General features: G+C 72.0%; 18 protein-coding genes. 9 read left to right on the top strand and 9 right to left on the bottom strand.

Features of this window, described 5'->3' with window-relative positions; translation table 11 throughout:
- Positions 1–34: 34 nt before the first annotated feature.
- A complete protein-coding gene (gene aspS, locus B446_RS19640) occupies positions 35–1,798 on the bottom strand; it encodes an aspartate--tRNA ligase (protein WP_020941185.1) in 1,764 nt (587 codons plus the stop codon).
- 225 nt (positions 1,799–2,023) lie between these two features.
- On the opposite strand from aspS, the gene B446_RS19635 reads away from it, so the two are divergent.
- The gene (locus B446_RS19635; RefSeq protein WP_020941184.1) at positions 2,024–4,147 is read left to right on the top strand and encodes an ATP-binding SpoIIE family protein phosphatase; all 2,124 of its coding nucleotides are present in this window, start codon (positions 2,024–2,026) and stop codon (positions 4,145–4,147) included.
- Here the strand turns inward: B446_RS19635 and B446_RS19630 are convergent.
- The 3 genes from B446_RS19630 to B446_RS19620 form a co-directional block, all read right to left on the bottom strand.
- Positions 4,117–5,163 (bottom strand): AI-2E family transporter, encoded by a 1,047-nt coding sequence (locus B446_RS19630; RefSeq protein ID WP_043476046.1) that lies wholly within the window; start codon positions 5,161–5,163, stop codon positions 4,117–4,119. The genes B446_RS19635 and B446_RS19630 overlap by 31 nt on opposite strands.
- Positions 5,164–5,464: 301 nt before the next feature.
- Complete coding sequence (locus B446_RS19625) at positions 5,465–6,442, bottom strand: pirin family protein (protein WP_043476043.1); 978 nt, start codon at positions 6,440–6,442, stop codon at positions 5,465–5,467.
- Between the two features lie 116 nt (positions 6,443–6,558).
- Positions 6,559–7,023, bottom strand: coding sequence for an SseB family protein (locus B446_RS19620; protein WP_020941181.1), 465 nt, complete (start codon positions 7,021–7,023; stop codon positions 6,559–6,561).
- Positions 7,024–7,165: 142 nt separating this feature from the next.
- Between B446_RS19620 and B446_RS19615 the strand changes: the two genes are divergently transcribed.
- From B446_RS19615 to B446_RS19605, 3 genes are all read left to right on the top strand, one after another.
- Entirely contained in the window at positions 7,166–8,992 is a 1,827-nt protein-coding gene (locus tag B446_RS19615; RefSeq protein WP_020941180.1) for an acyl-CoA dehydrogenase, read from the top strand.
- Positions 8,993–9,097: 105 nt separating this feature from the next.
- The gene (locus tag B446_RS19610; protein WP_020941179.1) at positions 9,098–10,396 is read left to right on the top strand and encodes a M18 family aminopeptidase; all 1,299 of its coding nucleotides are present in this window, start codon (positions 9,098–9,100) and stop codon (positions 10,394–10,396) included.
- 116 nt (positions 10,397–10,512) lie between these two features.
- Positions 10,513–10,764 (top strand): DUF6458 family protein, encoded by a 252-nt coding sequence (locus B446_RS19605; protein ID WP_020941178.1) that lies wholly within the window; start codon positions 10,513–10,515, stop codon positions 10,762–10,764.
- A 10-nt stretch (positions 10,765–10,774) separates the two neighbouring features.
- Here the strand turns inward: B446_RS19605 and B446_RS19600 are convergent, their stop codons facing one another.
- On the bottom strand, positions 10,775–12,598 hold the full coding sequence (locus B446_RS19600; RefSeq protein ID WP_020941177.1) for an NHL domain-containing thioredoxin family protein: 1,824 nt from the start codon (positions 12,596–12,598) through the stop codon (positions 10,775–10,777).
- An 87-nt stretch (positions 12,599–12,685) separates the two neighbouring features.
- On the bottom strand, positions 12,686–13,573 hold the full coding sequence (locus B446_RS19595) for a calcium-binding protein (protein WP_043476040.1): 888 nt from the start codon (positions 13,571–13,573) through the stop codon (positions 12,686–12,688).
- A gap of 215 nt (positions 13,574–13,788) precedes the next feature.
- Between B446_RS19595 and B446_RS19590 the strand changes: the two genes are divergently transcribed.
- The gene (locus tag B446_RS19590; protein WP_020941175.1) at positions 13,789–14,283 is read left to right on the top strand and encodes an LURP-one-related/scramblase family protein; all 495 of its coding nucleotides are present in this window, start codon (positions 13,789–13,791) and stop codon (positions 14,281–14,283) included.
- A 57-nt stretch (positions 14,284–14,340) separates the two neighbouring features.
- Here the strand turns inward: B446_RS19590 and B446_RS19585 are convergent, their stop codons facing one another.
- Positions 14,341–15,135 (bottom strand): carbon-nitrogen family hydrolase, encoded by a 795-nt coding sequence (locus B446_RS19585; protein WP_020941174.1) that lies wholly within the window; start codon positions 15,133–15,135, stop codon positions 14,341–14,343.
- A gap of 218 nt (positions 15,136–15,353) precedes the next feature.
- On the opposite strand from B446_RS19585, the gene B446_RS19580 reads away from it, so the two are divergent.
- Both B446_RS19580 and B446_RS19575 read left to right on the top strand, forming a co-directional pair.
- Positions 15,354–16,178: a maleylpyruvate isomerase family mycothiol-dependent enzyme gene (locus B446_RS19580; RefSeq protein ID WP_020941173.1), complete on the top strand. Its 825-nt coding sequence runs from the start codon at positions 15,354–15,356 to the stop codon at positions 16,176–16,178.
- Positions 16,179–16,324: 146 nt separating this feature from the next.
- The gene (locus B446_RS19575) at positions 16,325–17,104 is read left to right on the top strand and encodes an SAM-dependent methyltransferase (RefSeq protein WP_020941172.1); all 780 of its coding nucleotides are present in this window, start codon (positions 16,325–16,327) and stop codon (positions 17,102–17,104) included.
- A 452-nt stretch (positions 17,105–17,556) separates the two neighbouring features.
- Here B446_RS19575 and B446_RS19570 read toward each other — a convergent pair whose 3' ends face one another.
- Positions 17,557–18,852, bottom strand: a complete 1,296-nt coding sequence (locus B446_RS19570; RefSeq protein ID WP_020941171.1) for an MFS transporter — start codon at positions 18,850–18,852, stop codon at positions 17,557–17,559.
- Positions 18,849–19,499: a GntR family transcriptional regulator gene (locus B446_RS19565; protein ID WP_043476037.1), complete on the bottom strand. Its 651-nt coding sequence runs from the start codon at positions 19,497–19,499 to the stop codon at positions 18,849–18,851. Before B446_RS19565 ends, B446_RS19570 begins: the two co-directional genes overlap by 4 nt.
- 189 nt (positions 19,500–19,688) lie before the next feature.
- Here B446_RS19565 and B446_RS19560 point away from each other — a divergent pair, with 189 nt between their 5' ends.
- Together B446_RS19560 and B446_RS19555 are read left to right on the top strand one after the other, a co-directional pair.
- Positions 19,689–20,594 (top strand): D-alanyl-D-alanine carboxypeptidase family protein, encoded by a 906-nt coding sequence (locus B446_RS19560; RefSeq protein ID WP_043476034.1) that lies wholly within the window; start codon positions 19,689–19,691, stop codon positions 20,592–20,594.
- 168 nt (positions 20,595–20,762) lie between these two features.
- Positions 20,763–21,794: a Bro-N domain-containing protein gene (locus tag B446_RS19555; protein WP_020941168.1), complete on the top strand. Its 1,032-nt coding sequence runs from the start codon at positions 20,763–20,765 to the stop codon at positions 21,792–21,794.
- Positions 21,795–21,855 lie beyond the last annotated feature (61 nt).

Genomic DNA, 21,855 nt, shown 5'->3' with positions numbered 1-21,855 from the left:
AGGACGGATCGGCGCGCACGGACACCCGGTACTACTACTTCGGCTGCGGCTTCCTGATGCTCAGGTGCAGCTCGCGCAGGCGGGACTCGTCCAGCTCGGTCGGGGCGCCCATCATCAGGTCCTGGGCGTTGCCGTTGAGCGGGAAGGCGATCGTCTCGCGGATGTTGGGCTCGTCCGCGAGGAGCATGACGATGCGGTCCACGCCGGGGGCGATGCCGCCGTGCGGCGGGGCGCCGAAGCGGAACGCGCGGAGCATGCCGGCGAACTTCTCCTCGACGGTCTCACGGTCGTAGCCCGCGATCTCGAAGGCCTTGAGCATGATGTCCGGCTCGTGGTTCCGGATCGCGCCGGAGGACAGCTCGACGCCGTTGCAGACGATGTCGTACTGCCAGCCGAGGATGTCCAGCGGGTCCTGGGTCTCCAGGGCCTCCAGACCGCCCTGCGGCATCGAGAACGGGTTGTGCGAGAAGTCGATCCCGCCGGTCTCCTCGTCCTTCTCGTACATCGGGAAGTCGACGATCCAGCAGAAGCGGAAGACGCCGTCCTCGAAGTGGCCGGCGCGCTTGGCGGCCTCCACCCGGACGGCACCCATGATCTTGGAGACCTCGTCGTACTCGCCCGCGCCGAAGAAGACGGCGTGGCCGGGGGCCAGCGCGAGCCGCTTGGTCAGCTCGGCGACGTTCGCCTCGGTCAGGAACTTCGCGATCGGGCCGGACAGCGTGCCGTCCTCGGCCACGCGCACCCAGGCCAGGCCCTTGGCACCCTGCTCGACGGCGTAGTCACCGAGCTGGTCGAAGAACTTGCGGGGCTGGGCGGAGACGTCCGGCACCGCGAGGGCGCGCACGTGCTTGCCCGCGAACGCCTTGAACTCCGAGCCCTCGAAGACGTCGGTGATGTCCACCAGTTCCAGCTTGGCCCGCAGGTCCGGCTTGTCGGAGCCGTACTTGAGCATCGCCTCGCGGAACGGGATGCGCGGGAAGGGGGAGGTGACGTGGCGACCGCCGCCGAACTCCTCGAACAGCTCGGTCATCAGCTTCTCGACCGGCTGGAAGATGTCCTCCTGCTCGACGAAGGACATCTCGATGTCGAGCTGGTAGAACTCGCCCGGCGAGCGGTCGGCGCGGGCGTCCTCGTCGCGGAAGCAGGGCGCGATCTGGAAGTAGCGGTCGAAGCCGGAGATCATCAGCAGCTGCTTGAACTGCTGCGGGGCCTGCGGCAGGGCGTAGAACTTGCCCGGGTGCACGCGGGAGGGGACCACGTAGTCACGGGCGCCCTCGGGGGAGGTGGCGGACAGGATCGGCGTCGCCATCTCGTTGAAGCCCATCACCGCCATCTTCTGGCGCATGGCCGAGATGACCGCCGTGCGCAGCATGATGTTGCGGTGCATGCGCTCGCGGCGCAGGTCCAGGAAGCGGTACTCCAGGCGCCGCTCCTCGTTGACCCCGTCCTCGGTGTTGATCGTGAAGGGCAGCGGGGCGGCCGCGCCGAGCAGCTCGACGTCGGCGACCTCGACCTCGATCTCGCCGGTGGGCAGGTCGGGGTTCACGTTCTCGGTTCCACGTGAAACAACCTGGCCGTCGACGCGGACCGTGGACTCCTTGGAGATCTTGTCCAGGGCCTCGTAGGCGGCCGTGCCGGGACGGGCCACCAGCTGCGTGATGCCGTAGTGGTCGCGCAGATCGATGAAGAGGATGCCGCCCAGGTCGCGCCGATTGTGCAGCCAGCCACTCAGCCGGACGTCGGTGCCGACGTCAGAGGCGCGGAGCTGGCCGCAGGTGTGGGACCTGTACCGATGCATCGTCGTTCATCGTCCTTCGTGGTGGGGTGATGAGTGCCGGAGCTGCCGCTCCGGCGGGAGCCGGGCACGGGGCCCGGACCCATCAAGGGTACCGGGCACGCCAAGATCGGCTCCCCACCTTTTCCCCGCGCTCCGCGGCACCCGGCGCCGCCTCGGGCGGTCCCGCCCTCCCGTCGGCGCTCCCTACGGTGGCACCGATCGATCGGATCTTCCTAAAGTGGGGCAATGCGTACAGGCGAGCCCCTGCCGTCCGTGAATGACGTCCTCGCCGCCCTCGCGACCGGACTGTGGCACTGGGACACGGCCGCCGGCCTGGTCACCGTGGACGCGGAGGCGGCACGGCTGCTCGGGCTGCCCGCGCGCGCGACCACCCTCACGGAGGCGCAGACCCGGGCCCGGCTGCACCCGGTCGACTGGAACGAGATCACCGGCGTGATCCGGCTGGCGGTCGCCGAGGGCACCCTGGCCGAGGTGCGCATCCGGATCATGGACGAGCAGGGGCGGGTCCTGCGGGTGGTGCGCAGCCGCTCGAAGCCGTCGTACGACCCCGAGCGGCACAGCTACGAGCTGACCGGCACCCTCCAGGAGGTCACCGAACCGGCTCCGGGCACGGCGGCGGGCCGCAGCGCGGTCACCGGGGACTGGCGGCGCTCGCGGGAGGCGTTCCTGCTGGACGCGGGCCGGGCGCTGGCGGAGGCGCGGTCGACGCAGGAGGTGCTGCGGGTCGCGGCCGGGCTGTCCATGCCGGGCTTCTCCCCGGACGGGCTCGCGGTGTTCGGCGTCGAGGGCGACCGGCTGACGGTCATCGGCCACCACGGGCACCGGCCCGGCGTCGACGGACCCTTCTCGCACCTGCCGCTGACGGCCGACTACCCGGCCGCCGAGGTGGTGCGCACCGGCCGGCCCGTCTACCTCTCCTCGCCCGACGACTACCGCGGCCGCTACCCGGTCACCTGGCCGCTCGCCCGGCACTTCGGGCGCCGCTCCTGGGCGTTCCTCCCGCTGACGGCGTCCGGGCGCACCCTGGGCGCCTGGATGGCGGCCTTCGCCTATCCGGTGGCCTTCACGCCCGACGAGCGGGCCGTCCTGACCACGGTGGCCCGGATGCTGGGCCAGGCCCTGTCCCGGGCCGGGGCCGCCGACTCCCAGCGGGAGCTGGCGGAGGGGCTGCAGCGCTCCATGCTGCCGTCGCTGGGCCCGCAGATCCCGGGGCTGACCGTGGCCGCCCGCTACATCCCGACCGGCGGCGGGCTCCAGGTGGGCGGGGACTGGTACGACATCATCCCGCTGCCCTCGGGCCGGTACGCCCTGGCCATCGGGGACGTGCAGGGCCACGACGTGCGGGCGGCGGGCCTGATGGGCCAGCTCCGGATCGCCCTGCGGGCGTACGCCTCGGAGGGGCACCGCCCGGACGCGGTCCTCTCCCGCGCCTCCCGGTTCCTGCACGGCATCACCCAGGACGAGCACATGACCGACCCGCGCTTCGCGACCTGCCTGTACGTGGAGGCCGACCCGGAGACCGGCCTGCTGGAGATCGCCCGCGCCGGGCATCTGGACCCGGCGATCCGGATGGCCGACGGCACGGTGATGACGCGGCCGACGGCGGGCGGGCTGCCGCTGGGTGTCGATCCGGACGCGGACTATCCGACGACCCGGTTCACGCTGGAGCCGGGCGAGATCATGACGCTGTGCACCGACGGCCTGATCGAGACCGGCGGGCACGACATGGAGAGCGGCTGGCGGCGCGTCCGGGCGATCCTGGAGGACCACCGGGGCGACCCGGAGTCGCTGGCCGACGCGCTGGTGCAGGGGGTGCTCGGGCCGTCCTCGCACCACACCGCCGGCCCGCGGCCCGACCGCCGCGAGGACGACATCGCGGTGCTGCTGCTGGGCCGGCCCGGGGCGGACCGCGGCTGGGGCGACCCGGCGGCCGCCCGGCCCGCGGTGCGGCGCACGGCGCTGTCGGTGGCGCAGGACGAGCCGGAGCGGATCGCGGAGGCCCGCCGGCACCTGCGCGAGCTGCTGCACGACTGGGGCTCGGCCGACCAGGTGGACTCCGCGGTGCTGCTGGTCTCCGAGACGGTCACCAACGTCCTGGTGCACACCGACGCCGACGCGCTGCTGCTCGCCGAGGTGACCGGCGAGCCGGGCGGGCGCCGGCTGCGTCTTGAGGTCACGGACGCCGGTGACGACCTCCCGCACAAGCGCCGGCCGGGCGAGCTGGCCTCGTCGGGCCGCGGCCTGGTGCTGATCGAGGTGCTCGCGGACGCGTGGGGGGTGGAGCCGCGGGGGCGCGGCAAGAGCATCTGGTTCGAGCTCTACGAGTCCGGCGGCGCGGACACCTCGTGACGTGACCGCAGTTCCTGCGCGACGCCGAAGGCGGCGGCGGTCAGCGGCACCGAGAGCAGCATGCCGAGGATGCCCGCGACGGAGGCACCCGCGGTGATCGCCAGCATGACCACCGCCGGATGCATCTGCACGGTGCGGCTCTGGATGACGGGCTGGAGCACGTGCCCCTCCAGGACCTGCACCGCGAGGACCACACCGAGCGCCCACAGCGCGATGACGAAGCCGCGGTCGGCGAGGGCGACCAGCACGGCCACCGCGCCGGAGACGAAGGCGCCGAGGTAGGGGATGTAGGCGAAGACGAAGACGAGCGCGCCGAGGCCGACGGCGCCGGGGACCCGCAGGACGAGCAGGCCGACGGTGATGCACACGGCGTCGATGAGGGCGATGAGGGTGGTCCCGCGCATGAACCCCTCCACCGCCGTGAAGGCCCGCCGGGCGACGGCCTCCGCGGTGTCGGCGGTGCCGCCGGGCGCGACGGCCCGCAGGACCTCGACGGCGCGGTGGGAGTCGCGCAGGAAGAAGAAGACCAGCAGCAGCGCGAGCACGGCCATGGCGATGCCCTCGCCGACCACGCTGACCCCGCTGATGACGTTGGAGGCCGCCGTCCCGCCGAACTTCTCCAGCAGCTTGCGGGAGTTGGCGGCCACGTCGTCGAGGCCGGTGCCGGCGGCCCCGAAGTGCCGGGCGACGGACTGGGCGGCCTGCCGGAGCGAGGCGATGATCTGGTCGCCGGTGTCGATGAGCGCGGCGACGACGATGTAGAGCGCCCCGCCGACGACGGCCACGACGGCGACGCAGGTCAGCCCGGCCGCGAGCGAGCGCTGCACCCCCGCCGCCACCATCCGCCGGTACAGCGGCCCCAGCAGCGCGGTCCCCAGCAGGGCGAGGAGCACGGGCACCACGGCGGTCCGCAGCTCGCCGCACAGCCGCACACCGACCCATCCCACCCCGGCCACGAGCAGCACCACGACACACCAGGCAGCCAGACGGCGAACGGGCTCGGACAGCGGCGGCACACCCCCACCAGACCACGGCACCCGTCGCCTGTCCTGCGACGAACACCCGGCCGGGTGAGACACCGCGGGGCGACGGGCGGAGGCGCTCACCGCCGTCGGGCCCCGGTGAGCCTGCCGCCGCGTGGGCTCGTGGCACGCACGCCGCAGCGCGGACCGCCGCCGCGCTCGCCACGGCAGGGCGACCGGCGGCGGCATCTCCGCCGATCGCCGGTCCGTGCGCCACCGGGCCGGCCGCACGGCCCCGGAACAGCCGTCGCCCGGTCCGCTGGGCGGGCCGGGCGACGGTGGGGCGGGGGCGGGGTCAGCCCTGCGGGCCGGCTCCCGTCATGCCGTGGACCGCGGGGACGGTGCCCAGGCGGCCCTTCTGGAAGTCCTCGAAGGCCTGCATCAGCTCGTCCTTGGTGTTCATGACGAACGGGCCGTAGTGGGCCATCGGCTCGCGGATCGGCCGGCCGCCGAGGAGGACGACCTCCAGGTCCGGGGTGTGCGCGTCCTGCTTCTCGTCCGCGCGGACGGTCAGCGAGGAGCCCGCGCCGAAGACGGCGGTCTGGCCCAGCCGGATCGGCCGGCGCTCGGCACCGACACTGCCGCGGCCCGCCATGACGTACGCGAGGCCGTTGAAGTCCTCGCGCCAGGGCAGGGTCAGCTCGGCGCCCGGGGCGAGGGTCGCGTGGATCATGGTGATCGGGGTGTGTGTGATGCCGGGACCCTCGTGGCCGTCCAGCTCACCGGCGATGACGCGGAGCAGGGCGCCGCCGTCGGGGCTCGTCAGCAGCTGGACGCTGCCGCCGCGGATGTCCTGGTAGCGCGGGGCCATCATCTTGTCCTTGGCCGGGAGGTTCACCCACAGCTGGAGGCCGTGGAAGAGCCCGCCGGACACCACCAGCGCCTCCGGCGGCGCCTCGATGTGCAGCAGACCGGAGCCGGCCGTCATCCACTGGGTGTCGCCGTTGGTGATGGTGCCGCCACCGCCGTTGGAGTCCTGGTGGTCGAAGGTCCCGTCGATGATGTAGGTGACGGTCTCGAAGCCGCGGTGCGGGTGCCAGGGGGTGCCCTTGGGCTCGCCCGGCGCGTACTCCACCTCACCCATCTGGTCCATCATGATGAACGGGTCGAGGTGGCGGTAGTTGATCCCGGCGAACGCGCGGCGCACCGGGAAGCCCTCGCCCTCGAAGCCGCTCGGCGCGGTCGTCACGGTCAGCACGGGGCGGGCCACGGCGTCGGCGGGAGCGGTCACTCGGGGCAGCGTCAACGGGTTCTCGACGGTCACTGCAGGCATGGTGGGACCTCCTTGTACGCCCAGTTTAGTTGAGCGTTGAACTTTCTGCCACCCCTCACAACACAGAGAGCCCGGAGGGCATTCCCTCCGGGCTCTCCATCGAGCGGGGCGGCCGGTCAGCCGTACATGCGGCGCATCGCGAAGTCGACCATCTGCTCGACCGCCTTGGCGTCGAACACCATCCGGTGCTCGCCCTCCATGTCCACCACGAAGCCGTAGCCGGTCGGCAGGAGGTCGATCACCTCGGCGCCGGTGATCACGAAGTACTTGGACTCCTTGCCCGCGTACCGCCGCAACTCCTTCAGCGAGGTGAACATGGGGATCACCGGCTGCTGGGTGTTGTGCAGGGCGAGGAAGCCCGGGGTGTCACCGCGCGGACAGTACACCTTGGAGGTCGCGAAGATCTGCTGGAAGTCCTCGGCGGACATCTGCCCGGTGGTGAAGGCGCGCACCGCGTCCGCGAGCGAGGGCGGGGACGGCTCGGGATACAGCGGCGGCTGCTGCCCGTAGCCGCCGGCCATCGGCTGCTGGGGTGCGGCGTACTGCTGCTGAGCGCCGGCGTTCTGGTCGTAGCCGTACATGCGCAGAAGAGTACTCAGTCACAGATGACCGGATCGGGCTTGCGTCTTATTACCGACGGGTAGCATCATCGGAGAAACTTGTTGGTACGTGAACCAGATGCGAGGAGACAGTGCCTCGCCGAGTCCTAACGGAGCCGTCACCATGGGGCACTACAAGTCCAATCTCCGCGACATCGAGTTCAACCTCTTCGAAGTACTCGGCCGCGACAAGCTCTACGGCACCGGTCCGTTCGAGGAGATGGACACGGAGACCGCCAAGAGCGTCCTGGAGGAGCTGACCCGGCTCGCCGAGAACGAGCTGGCCGAGTCCTTCGCCGACGCCGACCGCAACCCGCCGGTCTTCGACCCCGAGACGAACACCGCGCCGGTCCCCGCGTCCTTCAAGAAGAGCTACAAGGCCTTCATGGACTCCGAGTACTGGCGGCTCGGCCTGCCCGAGGGCATCGGCGGCACGACGGCTCCCCCGTCCCTGATCTGGGCGTACGCGGAGCTGATCCTCGGCTCGAACCCGGCCGTGTGGATGTACTCCTCCGGCCCGGCGTTCGCCGGCATCCTCTACGACGAGGGCAACGACGTCCAGAAGAAGATCGCCCAGATCGCCGTCGAGCGCACCTGGGGCTCCACCATGGTGCTCACCGAGCCCGACGCCGGTTCCGACGTCGGCGCCGGCCGCACCAAGGCGGTCCAGCAGGAGGACGGCTCCTGGCACATCGAGGGCGTCAAGCGCTTCATCACGTCCGGTGAGCACGACATGGAGGAGAACATCCTCCACTACGTCCTCGCCCGCCCCGAGGGCGCGGGCCCGGGCACCAAGGGCCTGTCCCTCTTCCTCGTCCCGAAGTACCTCTTCGACTTCGAGACCGGCGAGCTGGGCGAGCGCAACGGCGTCTACGCCACCAACGTCGAGCACAAGATGGGCCTGAAGGCCTCCAACACCTGCGAGATGACCTTCGGCGACCGCCACCCCGCCAAGGGCTGGCTGATCGGCGACAAGCACGACGGCATCCGCCAGATGTTCCGCATCATCGAGTTCGCCCGCATGATGGTCGGCACGAAGGCGATCTCCACGCTCTCCACCGGCTACCTGAACGCCCTGGAGTACGCCAAGGAGCGCGTCCAGGGCCCCGACCTGGCCAACTTCATGGACAAGGCCGCGCCCAAGGTCACCATCACCCACCACCCCGACGTCCGCCGCTCGCTGATGACGCAGAAGGCGTACGCCGAGGGCATGCGCGCCCTCGTGCTCCACACCGCCTCGGTCCAGGACGCGATCGCCGTCAAGGAGGCGAACGGCGAGGACACCAAGGCCGAGCACGCGCTGAACGACCTGCTCCTGCCGATCGTCAAGGGCTACGGCTCCGAGAAGGGCTACGAGCAGCTCGCCCAGTCGCTGCAGACCTTCGGCGGCTCCGGCTTCCTGCAGGAGTACCCGATCGAGCAGTACATCCGCGACGCCAAGATCGACACCCTCTACGAGGGCACCACCGCCATCCAGGGCCAGGACTACTTCTTCCGGAAGATCGTCCGCAACCAGGGCGCGGCGCTGAACTCCCTCGCCGAGGACATCAAGAAGTTCCTGGCGCTCGGCACCGGTGGCGAGGAGCTGGCCGGCGCCCGCGAGCACCTCGCCAAGGCCGCCGTCGAGCTGGAGGCCATCGTCGGCCTGATGCTCACCGACCTCGCCGCCACCGAGCAGGACGTCAAGAACATCTACAAGGTGGGCCTGAACACCACCCGTCTGCTGCTCGCCTCCGGTGACGTGATCGTCGGCTACCTGCTGCTGCGGGGCGCCGCCGTCGCCGCCGAGAAGCTCCAGACGGCCTCCTCCAAGGACAAGGCCTTCTACACCGGCAAGATCGCGGCGGCGAAGTTCTTCGCGGCCAACGTCCTTCCGGGCGTCACCCTGGCCCGCAAGGTGGCCGAGGGCGTCGACCTCGACCTGATGGAGCTGGACGAGGCCGCGTTCTAAGGATTCCGCTTCTTCCCGAAGGCCCGGATCCGCACCCCTCCACCGTCGCCGTGGGCCCGCTCCCGTACCGGGAGCGGGCCCTCGCACGTCGTTAAGGTAAGCCACATGAGCGCACCAGCCCGCTTCGACCGCGGCCACACCGACGACCTGATGTCCTTCCTGGCGGCGAGTCCGTCGCCGTACCACGCCGTGGCGAACACCGCCGAGCGGCTGGAGAAGGCGGGTTTCCGGCAGGTCGCGGAGACGGACGCCTGGGACGGGACGAGCGGCGGCCGGTACGTGCTGCGCGGCGGGGCGATCGTCGCCTGGTACGTCCCCGACGGCGCCGCCCCCCACACCCCCTTCCACATCGTCGGCGCGCACACCGACTCGCCCAACCTGCGCGTCAAGCCGCAGCCCGACAGCGGCGCGCACGGCTGGCGGCAGGTCGCCGTCGAGATCTACGGCGGCCCGCTGCTGAACTCCTGGCTCGACCGCGACCTCGGACTGGCCGGCCGGCTCACCCTGCGCGACGGCTCCACCGTCCTCGTCGACGTGGACCGGCCGCTGCTGCGCGTCCCCCAGCTCGCCATCCACCTGGACCGCACCGTCACCTCCGACGGCCTCAAGCTCGACAAGCAGCGCCACCTGCAGCCCGTCTGGGGCCTCGGCGACGACCCCCGTGAGGGCGACCTCATCGCCTTCCTGGAGGCCGAGGCGGGCCTGACGCCCGGCTCGGTGGCCGGCTGGGACCTGATGACCAGCCCGGTGGAACAGGCCGCCTACCTCGGCCGCGACCAGGAACTCGTCGCCGGCCCCCGGATGGACAACCTGCTCTCCGTGCACGCCGGCGCCGCCGCCCTCGCCGCCGCCGCGGCCTCCGGCGCCACGCTGGACCACATCCCCGTACTGGCCGCCTTCGACCACGAGGAGAACGGCTCCCAGTCCGACACCGGCGCCGACGGCCCGCTGCTCGGCACCGTGCTGGAACGCTCGGTGTTCGCCCGCGGCGGCTCCTTCGAGGACCGGGCCCGCGCCTTCGCCGGCTCGGTCTGCCTGTCCTCCGACACCGGCCACGCCGTCCACCCCAACTACGCCGAGCGCCACGACCCCACGCACCACCCGCGGGTCAACCGCGGCCCGATCCTCAAGGTCAACGTCAACAACCGCTACGCCACCGACGGCTCGGGCCGGGCGGTGTTCGCCGCCGCCTGCGAGAAGGCGGGCGTTCCGCTGCAGACCTTCGTCTCCAACAACTCCATGCCCTGCGGCACCACCATCGGCCCGATCACCGCCGCCCGGCACGGCATCCGGACGGTCGACATCGGCGTCGCCATCCTGTCCATGCACAGCGCCCGCGAACTGTGCGGCGCCGACGACCCGTTCCTGCTGGCCAACGCTCTCACGGCGTTCCTGGAGAGCTGACTCCCGTCCGGTGAGGCCCCGTTGGACACCCGGCGCCGTGACGAGCATGCACGGCGCCGGGCCGGGTACCCGGACGGCACCGGAAATCCCGGAACCGGAAGGGGAGGCGACGACTTATGGGCCTCGGCGGGTGCATCATCCTCATCGCCGTGGGAGCCATCCTCACGTTCGCGACCGACTGGCACATGCAGGGGGTCAACCTCGACCTCGTCGGCATCATCCTGATGGCAGTCGGTCTCATCGGCGTCGCCACGTTCAGCGGCATCGCCCGGCGCAGGCGGGTCGTCGTCCCGCCCACGACGCCGGTGGTCGAGGAGGAACCCCACCACCATCACCACGACGGCTACACCAACGGCTACGGCGTCTGAGACACCCCGGCTACCGCTCGTCCAGCCCGGCCAGGACGAGCGGCAGCCGGTCGGTGCCCCCCTCGGCCAGGCGCACCGGAACACCCCAGTCCTGCTGGTGCACATGGCAGGCGGGGTACGCGTTCGCCGGGTCGTCGTCGCACGAGGCCGCCGTCGCCGACACGTGCAGCACGCCCTCCGCGACGGCCGGGTCCAGCTCCAGCTCGCGCGTCAGAGCGGTGCCCTCCCCCTGGCCCGCGCGCAGCAGCCCGGGCGGCGTCGAGGAGACCAGCAGCCGGGTCGAGGGACCGTGGCGGTCGTCCGGTTTCTGCCCGGCGGGCGCCCGGAAGTCCACGTCGAGGCGCAGCCGGCCAGGGGCGACCTCGGTCGCCTCGCGCGCGGTGCGGTGCGCGACCGCGTCCACCCGCACCGCCTCTGGGGGCAGCCGCAGCCGGGTCAGCCGGTGCCGGGCCGACTCCACCACCACGATGTCCGCACCGGCCACCACCGCGTCGGCGGCCTCCCGCAGGTCCGTGGCCAGCGTGCTGACCTCGTCGGTGGCGGGGTCGTAGCGGCGCAGCGCGTGGTTGTACGTGTCCGCGACCGCCACCGAGCCGTCCGGGAGCACGGTGACGCCCAGCGGATGCTGCAACAGGGCCTGTCCGGCGGGGCCGTCGCGGTGCCCGAAGTCGAACAGGCCGGTGCCGACGGCCGTGTGGACGGCCCCGTCCAGGTCCACCCAGCGCAGGGCGGAGGTCTCGGAGTCGGCCAGCCAGAGCCGGTCCGCGGTGGCCGCGAGACCTGAGGGCTGCGCGAACCACGCCTCGGCGCCCGGGCCGTCCACCAGTCCCTCGTTGGTGGTGCCCGCCGCCACCGCGACGGTCCCCGCCCCCGGGTCGTACGTCCACAGCTGGTGGACGCCCGCCATGGCGATCCACACCCGGCCGCCGAAGACGGCCACGTCCCACGGCGAGGACAGGTCCACCTCACGGGCCGGCCCCGAGGTGGCGGAGCCCCGCCACCACTGCCGGCCGGTGCCGGCCAGGGTGGTGACCTCGCCGCCGGCCAGGTCGAGCCGGCGCAGCGCGTGGTTGACGGTGTCCGCGACGACCACCGCGGCGCCGTCCTCGGTCAGCGCGAGCCCCTGCGGCTCGCTGAAGGAGGCCCGCCCCGGACCGCCGTCGGCGAACCCGCGCGTGCCGCTGCCGATCCGCCGCACGACCGTCTCGGCGTCCGCGGCCAGCTCCACCAGCTGGTGCCGGGTGGTGTCGCTGACCAGGAACGTCCCGCCGGGCAGCAGCAGCGCCTTGCCGGGAAAGCGCAGCACCGTCGGCTCGGGCTCCGGCGGCACGTAGGGCCCGTCACCGCGGCGCAGGGTGCCCTTCGCCGCGTGCTCGGCCTCCAGTTCCGTCACCAGCCGCTCAATGGCGTGCACATGCCCCTCACCGGCGTGCTGGGCGACCACGTACCCCTCGGGGTCGACGACGACGAGCGTCGGCCACGCCCGGACCGCGTACTGCTTCCAGGTGGCCAGCTCGGGATCGTCCAGTACCGGGTGTTCCACCCCGTACCGCTCCACCGCGTCCACGACCGCCTCGTGCTCGGCCTCGTGCGCGAACTTCGGCGAGTGCACCCCGACGACCACGACCGTGTCCCGGTGCTTCTCCTCCAGCTCCCGCAACTCGTCCAGGACATGCAGGCAGTTGATGCAGCAGAAGGTCCAGAAATCGACGACGACGCACTTACCTCGCAGCTCGGCGAGCGTCAGGTTCCGACCGCCCGTGTTGAGCCAGCCGCCCTTGCCGACGAGCTCGGGGGCGCGAACGCGAACGCGGCGGGGTGCGGAGTCGGTCATGGCTCCCAGGGTGCCACCCGGTGCCCACGGCGGGGCCCGGGCGCTGATCGGTCCCGCTCAGGGCCGGTGGGCACTGATCAGCGCCGGTCACCCCTGGTGGACGACGTCCCTTCCGGGGCCGCCGGAGAGGGTGTCGCGACCGGGGCCGCCGTAGAGACGGTCGTTTCCGCTGTTGCCGTACAGGTGGTCGTCTCCGCTGTCGCCGTACAGCACGTCGTCGCCCCGGCCGCCGTACAGCGTGTCGGCGCCCGCGCCGCCGAGGATCCTGTCGTCGCCGTCGTCGCCCCACAGGTCCTGGCCGGCCGCGCCGCCGCGCAGCACGTCGTCGCCCCGGCCGCCGTGGGCGATGACCTGGTCGCCGGTCGCGTCGATCGTGTCGTCGCCGTCACCGCCGGAGGCGAGCCCCAGCTTGCCCACCGTGAGGGTGTCGTTCCCGGCGTCGCCCGAGACGGCGTTGCCGTCCAGACGTCCGGTGTCGGTGAGCCGGTCGTCGCCGGGGCCCAGGGAGATCCGGGCGAAGCGGTAGACCTGGCCGGTGGTGTTGGCGTAGGTGACGGTGTCGGCGCGGTCGCCGAGGTCCATCGTCAGGGCCGGGTACGGGTCCTGGCTGTCCTCGGCGGTGACGGCGCACGAGACCTTGGTGGCGTCGGCGCCGTCGGGGTGGACGCAGCCGTGGCCCGCGTCGATCGGGACGACGTCGTCGATCAGGTAGGTGATGCCGGGGCCGCTTCCGCCGGTCAGGGACGCGGTGACGGCGACCTTGTTGGTCTGGCCGGCGGCGGCCCGGTAGGCAAGCTGCCAGCCGTACGGGTTGACCTCGGCCATGGCCGGCCGCGTCGCCGCGCCGGCGGCCCCCGCCGCGGTGAGCGGTACGGCCAGGGCGGTGCCGAGGGCGAGGGCGAGCGCCGGGAGGGCGCGGGCCGGCCCGCGGCGGGCGGGACGAGAGGACGGTCGAGAGGACGGTCGAGAGGACATGGGGGAACCTCCGGGAGAGCCGTACGTGTGCCGCCGGGTTCGGCGCGTTCGTCCGGTTCGACCCGGGAGCCCGGCACATGGTTGGCCGACCGGCGCCCGCGCACGGGAACTTCACCGCGGGGCCACCCGGGGTCCGGGCGGGCGGTGGCGGACGGTCAGCCCCGGTGGCGCGGGAGCGTGTGACGATCACGCCTTGCCGGGGAAGCGCTATGGGCATGAGATTCCTCGTGCGCGACCGGCTCCTCGGCATCGGAGACGACTACTGGATCGAGGACGAGCACGGCCGGAAGGTCTTCCTCGTCGACGGCAAGGCGATGCGGCTGCGGGACACCTTCGAGCTGAAGGACGCCCAGGGGCGCGTCCTGATCGACATCCACCAGAAGATGTTCGCCCTGCGCGACACCATGGTGATCGAGCGGGACGGAGAGGGCCTGGCCACCATCCGGCGCAAGCGGCTGTCCCTGCTGCGCCACCACTACCGGGTCTCCCTGGTCGACGGCACCGACCTGGACGTCAGCGGCCGGATCCTCGACCACGAGTTCGCCATCGAGTACGACGGGGAGCTGCTCGCCGTCATCTCCCGCCGCTGGCTGACCGTGCGGGACACCTACGGCGTCGACATCGTGCGCGACGACGCGGACCCGGCCCTGCTGATCGCCGTGGCGGTGTGCGTGATCCACCTGGCGCAGAAGGAGCGGGAGGACGACTGACCACGACCGAAGACGACCGACCACGACCGAAGACGACCGACCGCTCCTGACCGCGCGTCAGTGGCGCGGGGGTGCCAGGCCCAGGACCCGGTCCTTCAGGGCCGGGAACTGCTCGCGGGTGGCGGCCGGCTTCGCCGGGTCCAGGTCGACGGTGAGGACCTCCTCGCCGGCACCCGCCTCGGCCAGCACCTCGCCCCAGGGGTCCACCACGATCGAGTGACCCGCCTGGGGAACTCCGGCGTGCGTCCCGGCCGTTCCGCACGCGAGCACGAACGCCTGGTTCTCCACCGCCCGTGCCTGGGCCAGCAGCGTCCAGTGCGCGCGTCGCCGCTCGGGCCAGCCCGCCGGGATCACCAGCGTCTCGGCGCCGGCGTCGACGAGGGAGCGGAAGAGTTCGGGGAAGCGGAGGTCGTAGCAGGTGGCCAGGCCGACGGTGGTCCCCGGCAGACGGACCGTCACCGGCTCGCGCCCGGCGCCCATCAGCACGGCCTCGCCCTTGTCGAAGCCGAACCGGTGGATCTTCCGGTAGGCGGCGGCGAGGTCGCCGGAGGGCGAGAAGACGAGGGAGGTGTTGTAGAGCGGGCCTTCGGGATCGCGCTCGGGGATCGAGCCCGCGTGCAGCCACACCCCCGCGTCGCTCGCCGCCTTGGCCATGACCTCGTAGGTGGGGCCTTCGAGCGGCTCGGCCTCGGTGGCGAACTCCTCGTAGGCGAAGGCTCCGGTGGTCCACAGTTCGGGCAGGACCACGAGATCGGACCCGGCCTGGTCGCGGACGAGCGAGGCCGCTCGCTGCCGCCGGGAGGCAACCGATTCGTCCTCGTCCACGGCGATCTGGATCAGCGAGGCGCGCACACTACCACCGTCCTGGCATTCGAGTTGTCCACACGGGCCTACGATCGTCACACGAAAGCACTGCCGGGGTGCCTCACAGCAGCGTAACTTGGGGGTCTCCCCGGTTCGAGCCCAGCCGAGAACTGGGGGAGTCCCAAGACACCGCCGAGTGCAGCCACCTCCCGCTGGCAACGCTGCCACAACCTGCCCGTGTACCGACCGCCGAGGGGTCCTGTTCCGTGAGTCTGCATCCCACCCTCCAGCCCTACGCCGACGCCTGGACCCACTCCATCGAAGCGATATCCGAGCTCGTGGTCCCGCTCGCGGAGGGGGAGTGGAACCGGCGGACGCCGTGCCCGGGCTGGTCGGTCCGTGACGTCGTGTCGCATGTGATCGGCCTGGACTGCGAGATGCTCGGCGACCCGCGGCCGATCCACACGCTGCCCCGCGACCTCTTCCACGTCACCAACGAGCACCAGCGGTACAACGAGATGCAGGTCGACGTCCGCCGCCACCACACGGCGCCGGAGATGACGTCCGAGCTGGAGTACACGGTCATCCGCCGCAACCGCCAGCTGCGCAACGAGTCCCGCGACCCCGGCACCAAGGTGCGCGGCCCGATGGGTTCCGACATCACCCTGGAACAAGCCATGCGGGCCCGCGCCTTCGACCTGTGGGTGCACGAGCAGGACCTGCGCACGGCCCTCGGCCGCCCCGGCAACCTCGACTCCCCGGGCGCGCTCGTCACCCGTGACGTGCTGCTGGCCGCGCTCCCCGACGTGGTCGCCAAGGACGCGGACGCACCGCGCAGCTCCGCGATCGTCTTCGACGTGCACGGGCCCGTCGAGTTCCTGCGCACCATCCGGGTCGACATCCAGGGCCGGGGCACCCTGGAGACCGCTCCCGCGCTCGGCCCGGCCGCGACGCTCACCCTCGACTGGGAGACCTACGTCCGGCTGGCCTGCGGCCGGGTCACCCCGGAGGCGGTCGCGGACCGGATCAAGACGGAGGGCGACCCGGATCTGGCGGCGGCGATCCTGCGGAACTTCACGGTGACGCCGTAGGGCGGCCGGGGGTGCCGCCGCGGGGCGTCCCCGGCGGAAACCGGTTTCGGCGCCCCGGCCCGGTGCGCGGGTGCCACGTGCCGCCTCGGGCCCGCCCCCGCGGAAACCCGGTGCCGGCACCCCGGTGCCGGACGTAGCGTGCCGGCATGACCGACAGCGCTGCGCTCCCCCACACCGACGACCTCCCGCCCCGGCTCACCCGCCTCAGCTTCCACGGCCCGCTCTCGGAGGCCCGCGCGGCCGCCATGGTCCGGCGCCTCGCCGTCACCGGGCCCGGCCGGGTGCTGGACGTCGGCTGCGGCTGGGGCGAGCTGATGCTGCGCGTGCTGGAGGCGGTACCGGGAGCGCGCGGGGTCGGCGTCGACCTGGGCGGCGAGGACCTGGAGCGGGGCCGGCGGAACGCGGCGGCGCGGGGTCTGGCCGACCGCGTGGAGTTCGTCCAGGAGTCGGCCACGGGCACCCGGCGGGGCCCGGCGGACCTGGTGCTCTGCCTGGGGGCGAGCCAGGCGCTGAGCTCGGCCGAGCCGCCCACCGCGGAGGCGCTGCGGGAGTTGCGGCGGCTGGTGGCCGACGGCGGGCGGGTGCTGCTCGGCGAGGGGTTCTGGCAGCGTCCGCCGACGGAGGCCGAGCTGGCCGGTATGTGGCCGGCGGCGTCCGCCGGCGACCACCACGACCTGGGCACCCTGCTCGAACTCGCGGTCGGGGCCGGCTTCCGGCCCGAGTGGACCGAGACGGCCGGCCCGGACGAGTGGGAGGAGTTCGAGTCGGCGTACCAGGCGGACGCCGAGGTGTGGCTCGCCGGGCACCCGGACCATCCGCTGGCCGCCCCGACCCGCGAACGCCTGGACCGGCACCGGCGGCAGTGGATGACCTACCGGGGCGTGCTCGGCCTCGCCTACCTCACCCTCGTACCGGTCGCTGCCTGAGACGCGGCGACCGGGGACGAGCCGCGGGGTTGAGAGGCGGCGGCCACGGACCGGGAGACCGAGAACGCCCAGGGGCCGGGAGGCCGAGAACGCCCGAGGGCCGGGAGGACCGACTCAGGCGGGCACCGCGGACGGGGAAGCCGGCCTGTGCCCTACCGCGGGCCGGGAGGGCCGACTCCGGCCAGTGCAGTGGGCCGGAAAGCCCGGCCCACGCCGTTGCTGCGGGCTGGAAGGGCCGGTCCGCGCCGTTGCCGCAAACCGAGAGGGCAGGCCCGCGCCGGCAGGCATGCCGTCACCCGGCACACCCGCCCCTCCCTCCCGGCCGGCCGCCCGACGGCTCGCGGAAAGGGCCGCCCCACGCCGGCACCGCGGACCGGGAAGCCCGGCCCGTGCCGTTGCCTCGGGCCGGAAGGGAAGGCCGGCGATACCGGCGTGGGCCGGGAGGGACCGGTTCACGCCGGTACGTGTACCGCCTCCACCCGGCTGGCCACCAGGCGCTCCCGTTCGCGGCGGGCCGCGCGGCCGCGCAGGCGGAGGATCTGGCTGACGCCCAGCGCCTGGAGGAGGAACACGGCCGAGAAGGCCACCGTGTAGTCGTCGCCCGTGGCGTCGAGCAGGACGCCGATCGCGAACAGGGTCGTCATGGAGGCGACGAACCCGCCCATGTTGGTGATCCCGGAGGCGGTGCCCTGCCGCTCGGGCGGGTTGGCGGGGCGGGAGAAGTCGAAGCCGAGCATCGAGGCCGGGCCGCAGGCGCCGAGGACCACGCAGAGAGCCACCAGCAGTCCCGTCGGGGCGTGGGCGCCGGGCCAGGCGAGGGTGAGCGCCCACAGCGCCGCGGTCGCCGCGACGGTGCCGAGGGCCAGCGGCAGCCGGGCCCGGTGGTGCCGGGCGACGATCTGGCCGTAGACCAGGCCGATCACCATGTTGGACAGCACGACCAGGGTCAGCAGGTCACCGGCCTTGGCCCGGCTCAGGCCCTGCGCCTGGACCAGGAACGGCAGGCCCCACAGCAGCAGGAACACCATCGCCGGGAACTGGGTGGTGAAGTGCACCCACAGACCGAGCCGGGTGCCGGGCTCCCGCCAGGACGCCGCGATCTGCCGGCGCACGTAGGCGGAGCCCCGGTGCGGGGACGGTTCGGGCTCGTGCCCCTCGGGGTGGTCCTTGAGGAACAGCAGGGTCAGCACCAGGACGACCGCGCCTGCCACCGCGCTGCCCGCGAAGGCGGGGGTCCAGCCGATGCCGTGCAGCAGCCGGGCGATGACGAGGGTGGAGACGAGGTTGCCCGCCATGCCGACCAGTCCGGCGAGCTGCGCGACCAGCGGGCCGCGCCGGGCCGGGAACCAGCGGGTGCCGAGGCGCAGCACGCTGATGAAGGTCATGGCGTCGCCGCAGCCGAGCAGCGCGCGCGAGGCGAGGGCCGTGCCGTAGGAGGCGGAGAAGGCGAAGCCGAGCTGGCCCGCGGTGAACAGCACCGCGCCGATGCTCAGCACCCGCTTGGTGCCGAGCCGGTCCACGAGCAGGCCCACGGGTATCTGCATGCCCGCGTAGACCAGCAGCTGCAGGATCGAGAAGGTGGACAGCGCGGAGGCACCCACGTGGAAGCGGTCGGCCGCGTCCAGGCCGGCCACGCCCAGGGAGGTGCGGAAGATGACGGCGACGAAGTAGACGGCGACGCCTATGGACCACACCGCGACGGCGCGCCGGCCGCCCTCGGGGTCACCCGGCAGGGTGGCGTTGCTCATCGGACCTCACCTCGCGCGAGGTGCGAGAACCAGCCCACATGCCGGTGCACGACGCCCACGGCGGCCTCCGCGTCCCCCGAACGCAGCGCGTCCAGGATCTCCTCGTGCTCGGCGAGGGTCTTGGCGATCCGGTCGGGGTGGGAGTGCATGACCGCGACGCCCATCCGCAGCTGCCGGTCGCGCAGCTGGTCGTAGAGGCGGGAGAGGATCTCGTTGCCGCCGCTGCGCACGATCTCGGCGTGGAAGCAGCGGTCGGTCTTCGCGGCGGCGGCGAAGTCGCCGGCCGCGGCCTCGCCCTTCTGCCGCTCCAGCAGGTCCGCCAGCCGTTCCAGCAGCGCGGGCGGGGCGGGCACGGCCTTGCGGGCCGCGTGCTCCTCCACCAGTAGCCGGGTCTCCACCACGTCGGCGATCTCCTGCGCGGAGACCGGCAGGACCAGGGCGCCCTTCTTGGGGTACAGCCGGATCAGGCCCTCCACCTCCAGTCGCAGCAGCGCCTCGCGGACGGGCGTGCGGGAGACCCCCACGGCGTCGGCCAGCTCCCCCTCGGTGAGCAGCGTGCCGCCCTCGTAGCGGCGGTCCAGTACGGCTTGCTTGACGTGGGTGTAGACGCGGTCGGCGGCGGGGGGTTGTTTCACTGGCGTGGCCATGTCCACAGGATAGATACAAGACGTACGCATAGGTGAGCCCGGTCCGCCATGTGGACGTGACGCAGATCTCATCAGCGTCCGCACAACCTTCTGTGCTAATTACGTGTCGCACACGTGCGGCCCCATTCGCTTGGCAGTCCAACTCGGCCGCATACCAGGGGCATTCAAAGACAATCGGGGTATTTCACTTTGATTACCGGCATCATGGGCACCCGCCGCATCCGCCGAGCCACCGCCGTCGCCGTCACGTCCGGCGCGATGCTCGCCACCGGGGCCCTCACCGCGGCACCCGCGCAGGCCGTCACCACGCCCTCGATCGTGGCCAAGGGCGGCTACGTGATGAACAACTCGAGCCAGGCCAGCCTGTACACCAAGGCGGCTGACACCAAGCGTTCCACGGGCTCCACCACCAAGATCATGACCGCGAAGGTCGTGCTCGCGCAGTCGAACCTGAACCTCGACTCCAAGGTGATTATCGCCAAGGAGTACAGCGACTACGTCGTCCGGAACAACGCCTCCCAGGCGCACCTCATCGTCGGCGACAAGGTCACCGTCCGCCAGCTGCTGTACGGGCTGATGCTGCCGTCCGGCTGCGACGCGGCCTACGCGCTGGCCGACAAGTACGGCACCGGCTCGACCCGCGCCCAGCGCGTGGCCAACTTCATCGGCAAGATGAACACCGCCGCCAAGAACCTCGGTCTGAAGAACACCCACTTCGACTCGTTCGACGGCATCGGCAGCGGCGCCAACTACTCGACGCCGCGCGACCTGACGAAGATCGCCAGCAGCGCGATGAAGAACTCCACGTTCCGCACGATCGTCAAGACGAAGTCGTACAGCGCGAAGACGATCACCAAGACGGGCAGCACCCGCACCATGGCGCCGTGGACCAACACCAACGGCCTGCTCAGCAGCTACAGCGGCACCATCGGCGTGAAGACCGGCTCCGGCCCCGAGGCGAAGTACTGCCTCGTCTTCGCCGCGACCCGCAACGGCAAGACGGTCATCGGCACGGTCCTCGCCTCCACGTCCATCCCGCAGCGCGAGTCGGACGCCAAGAAGCTTCTCGGCTACGGCTTCGCCAAGCTCGGCTGACACCCACCCAGCACACCCCGACGGGCCCGCCGCGACCACGCGGCGGGCCCGTCGCGCTGCGGACCGCCACCGGAATCGGCGATCTTCCCTCGCAATCGTGAAAGATCCCGGTTGCGGTTGGCATGTTCGATTTCCTCCGCCCTACGTTCCGCAGCGGAGGTGGTTCGGATGAATGAACCCGACAAGCGATCCGACTCGGCCGCACGGCACGAGGCGATCGACATCAGCGACTTCGTCTACGCGGCGACCGGTGCCCGCGTGCGACGGCTGACGATGCCGGACGGGACGCATTGGTTTCCGGCTGTCGATGTGTGCAAGGAACTTGGCCACACCAATTCGAGGCAAGCCCTCGCGGATCATGTCCCGGAGGTCCATCGAGAGATTCTCGAGACCGTAACTGGAGCTTACGGTCTCAGCGTTCCCGCAGGTAGGGAGTGGCGCCGAGACCTGAACCTCATCTCTCTCCAAGGTCTCATCCTCCTCGTCAACGCCTGCACCAAACCCGCCTGCGCCCCCTTCAAGCAGTGGGCGGCGGAAGTGATCGAGACAGTGCAGCGAGAGGGTTCGTACACCCTCGAAGAGGCCGAGGTGCAGCCGGCCGAGCCGGGTGCACCCCTCGCGTACGCCATGCCGGAGCAGGTCGCCGAGGCCATCGTCCGGCTGGAGGCGCACAACCTTCAGCTGGACGAGGAGCTTGCGAACGGGCAGCGCGCGACGATCGCGCTGCAACAGGAAGCCGTCGACGTCCAGAAGGAGACTCTCGGACTGCAAAGGGAAGCCGTCGACCTGCAGAAGGAGACTCTGGACATCCAGCGGGAGACCCTGGCGACGCAGAAGGCGACCCTCGCCGTGCAGCAAGCCCTGGTGCGGGCGATGGAGCGCATCGCCGACCGGTTCGACGTCCTGGTCCTCGGTCGTGCCGCCCCCAGCTCCGGTCCCCCCACCACGGAGACCGTGCTGGCCGACTGGCGGCGGAGGTTGTCGGTGACGGAGGACGTGTGGACGGTGGCGGTGGTGATCGCGCCGGTGCTCGTCGAGAAGGGTGAGCTGCGTGAGCCGCTCGAGTCGATCGCGGCCCGTACGGGCCTGACGGTGCATCGTGTCAACGAGTGCCTGCGCCTGCTGCGCCGGCACGCCTGCATCCGCTCGCAGGGGGGAGCCGAGGACGGGGCGCCCGTCTACGTGCTCGGCCGGGTCTGACGACCGGGTGAAAAGCCGGAGGGGGCGGCCGCAACCCAAACTTGCGGCCGACCCCTCCAAG

Origin of the sequence: Streptomyces collinus Tu 365 (assembly GCF_000444875.1) — a bacterium.
GTDB lineage: Bacteria > Actinomycetota > Actinomycetes > Streptomycetales > Streptomycetaceae > Streptomyces > Streptomyces collinus_A.
This window is presented reverse-complemented; position numbering and strand designations above follow the sequence as displayed.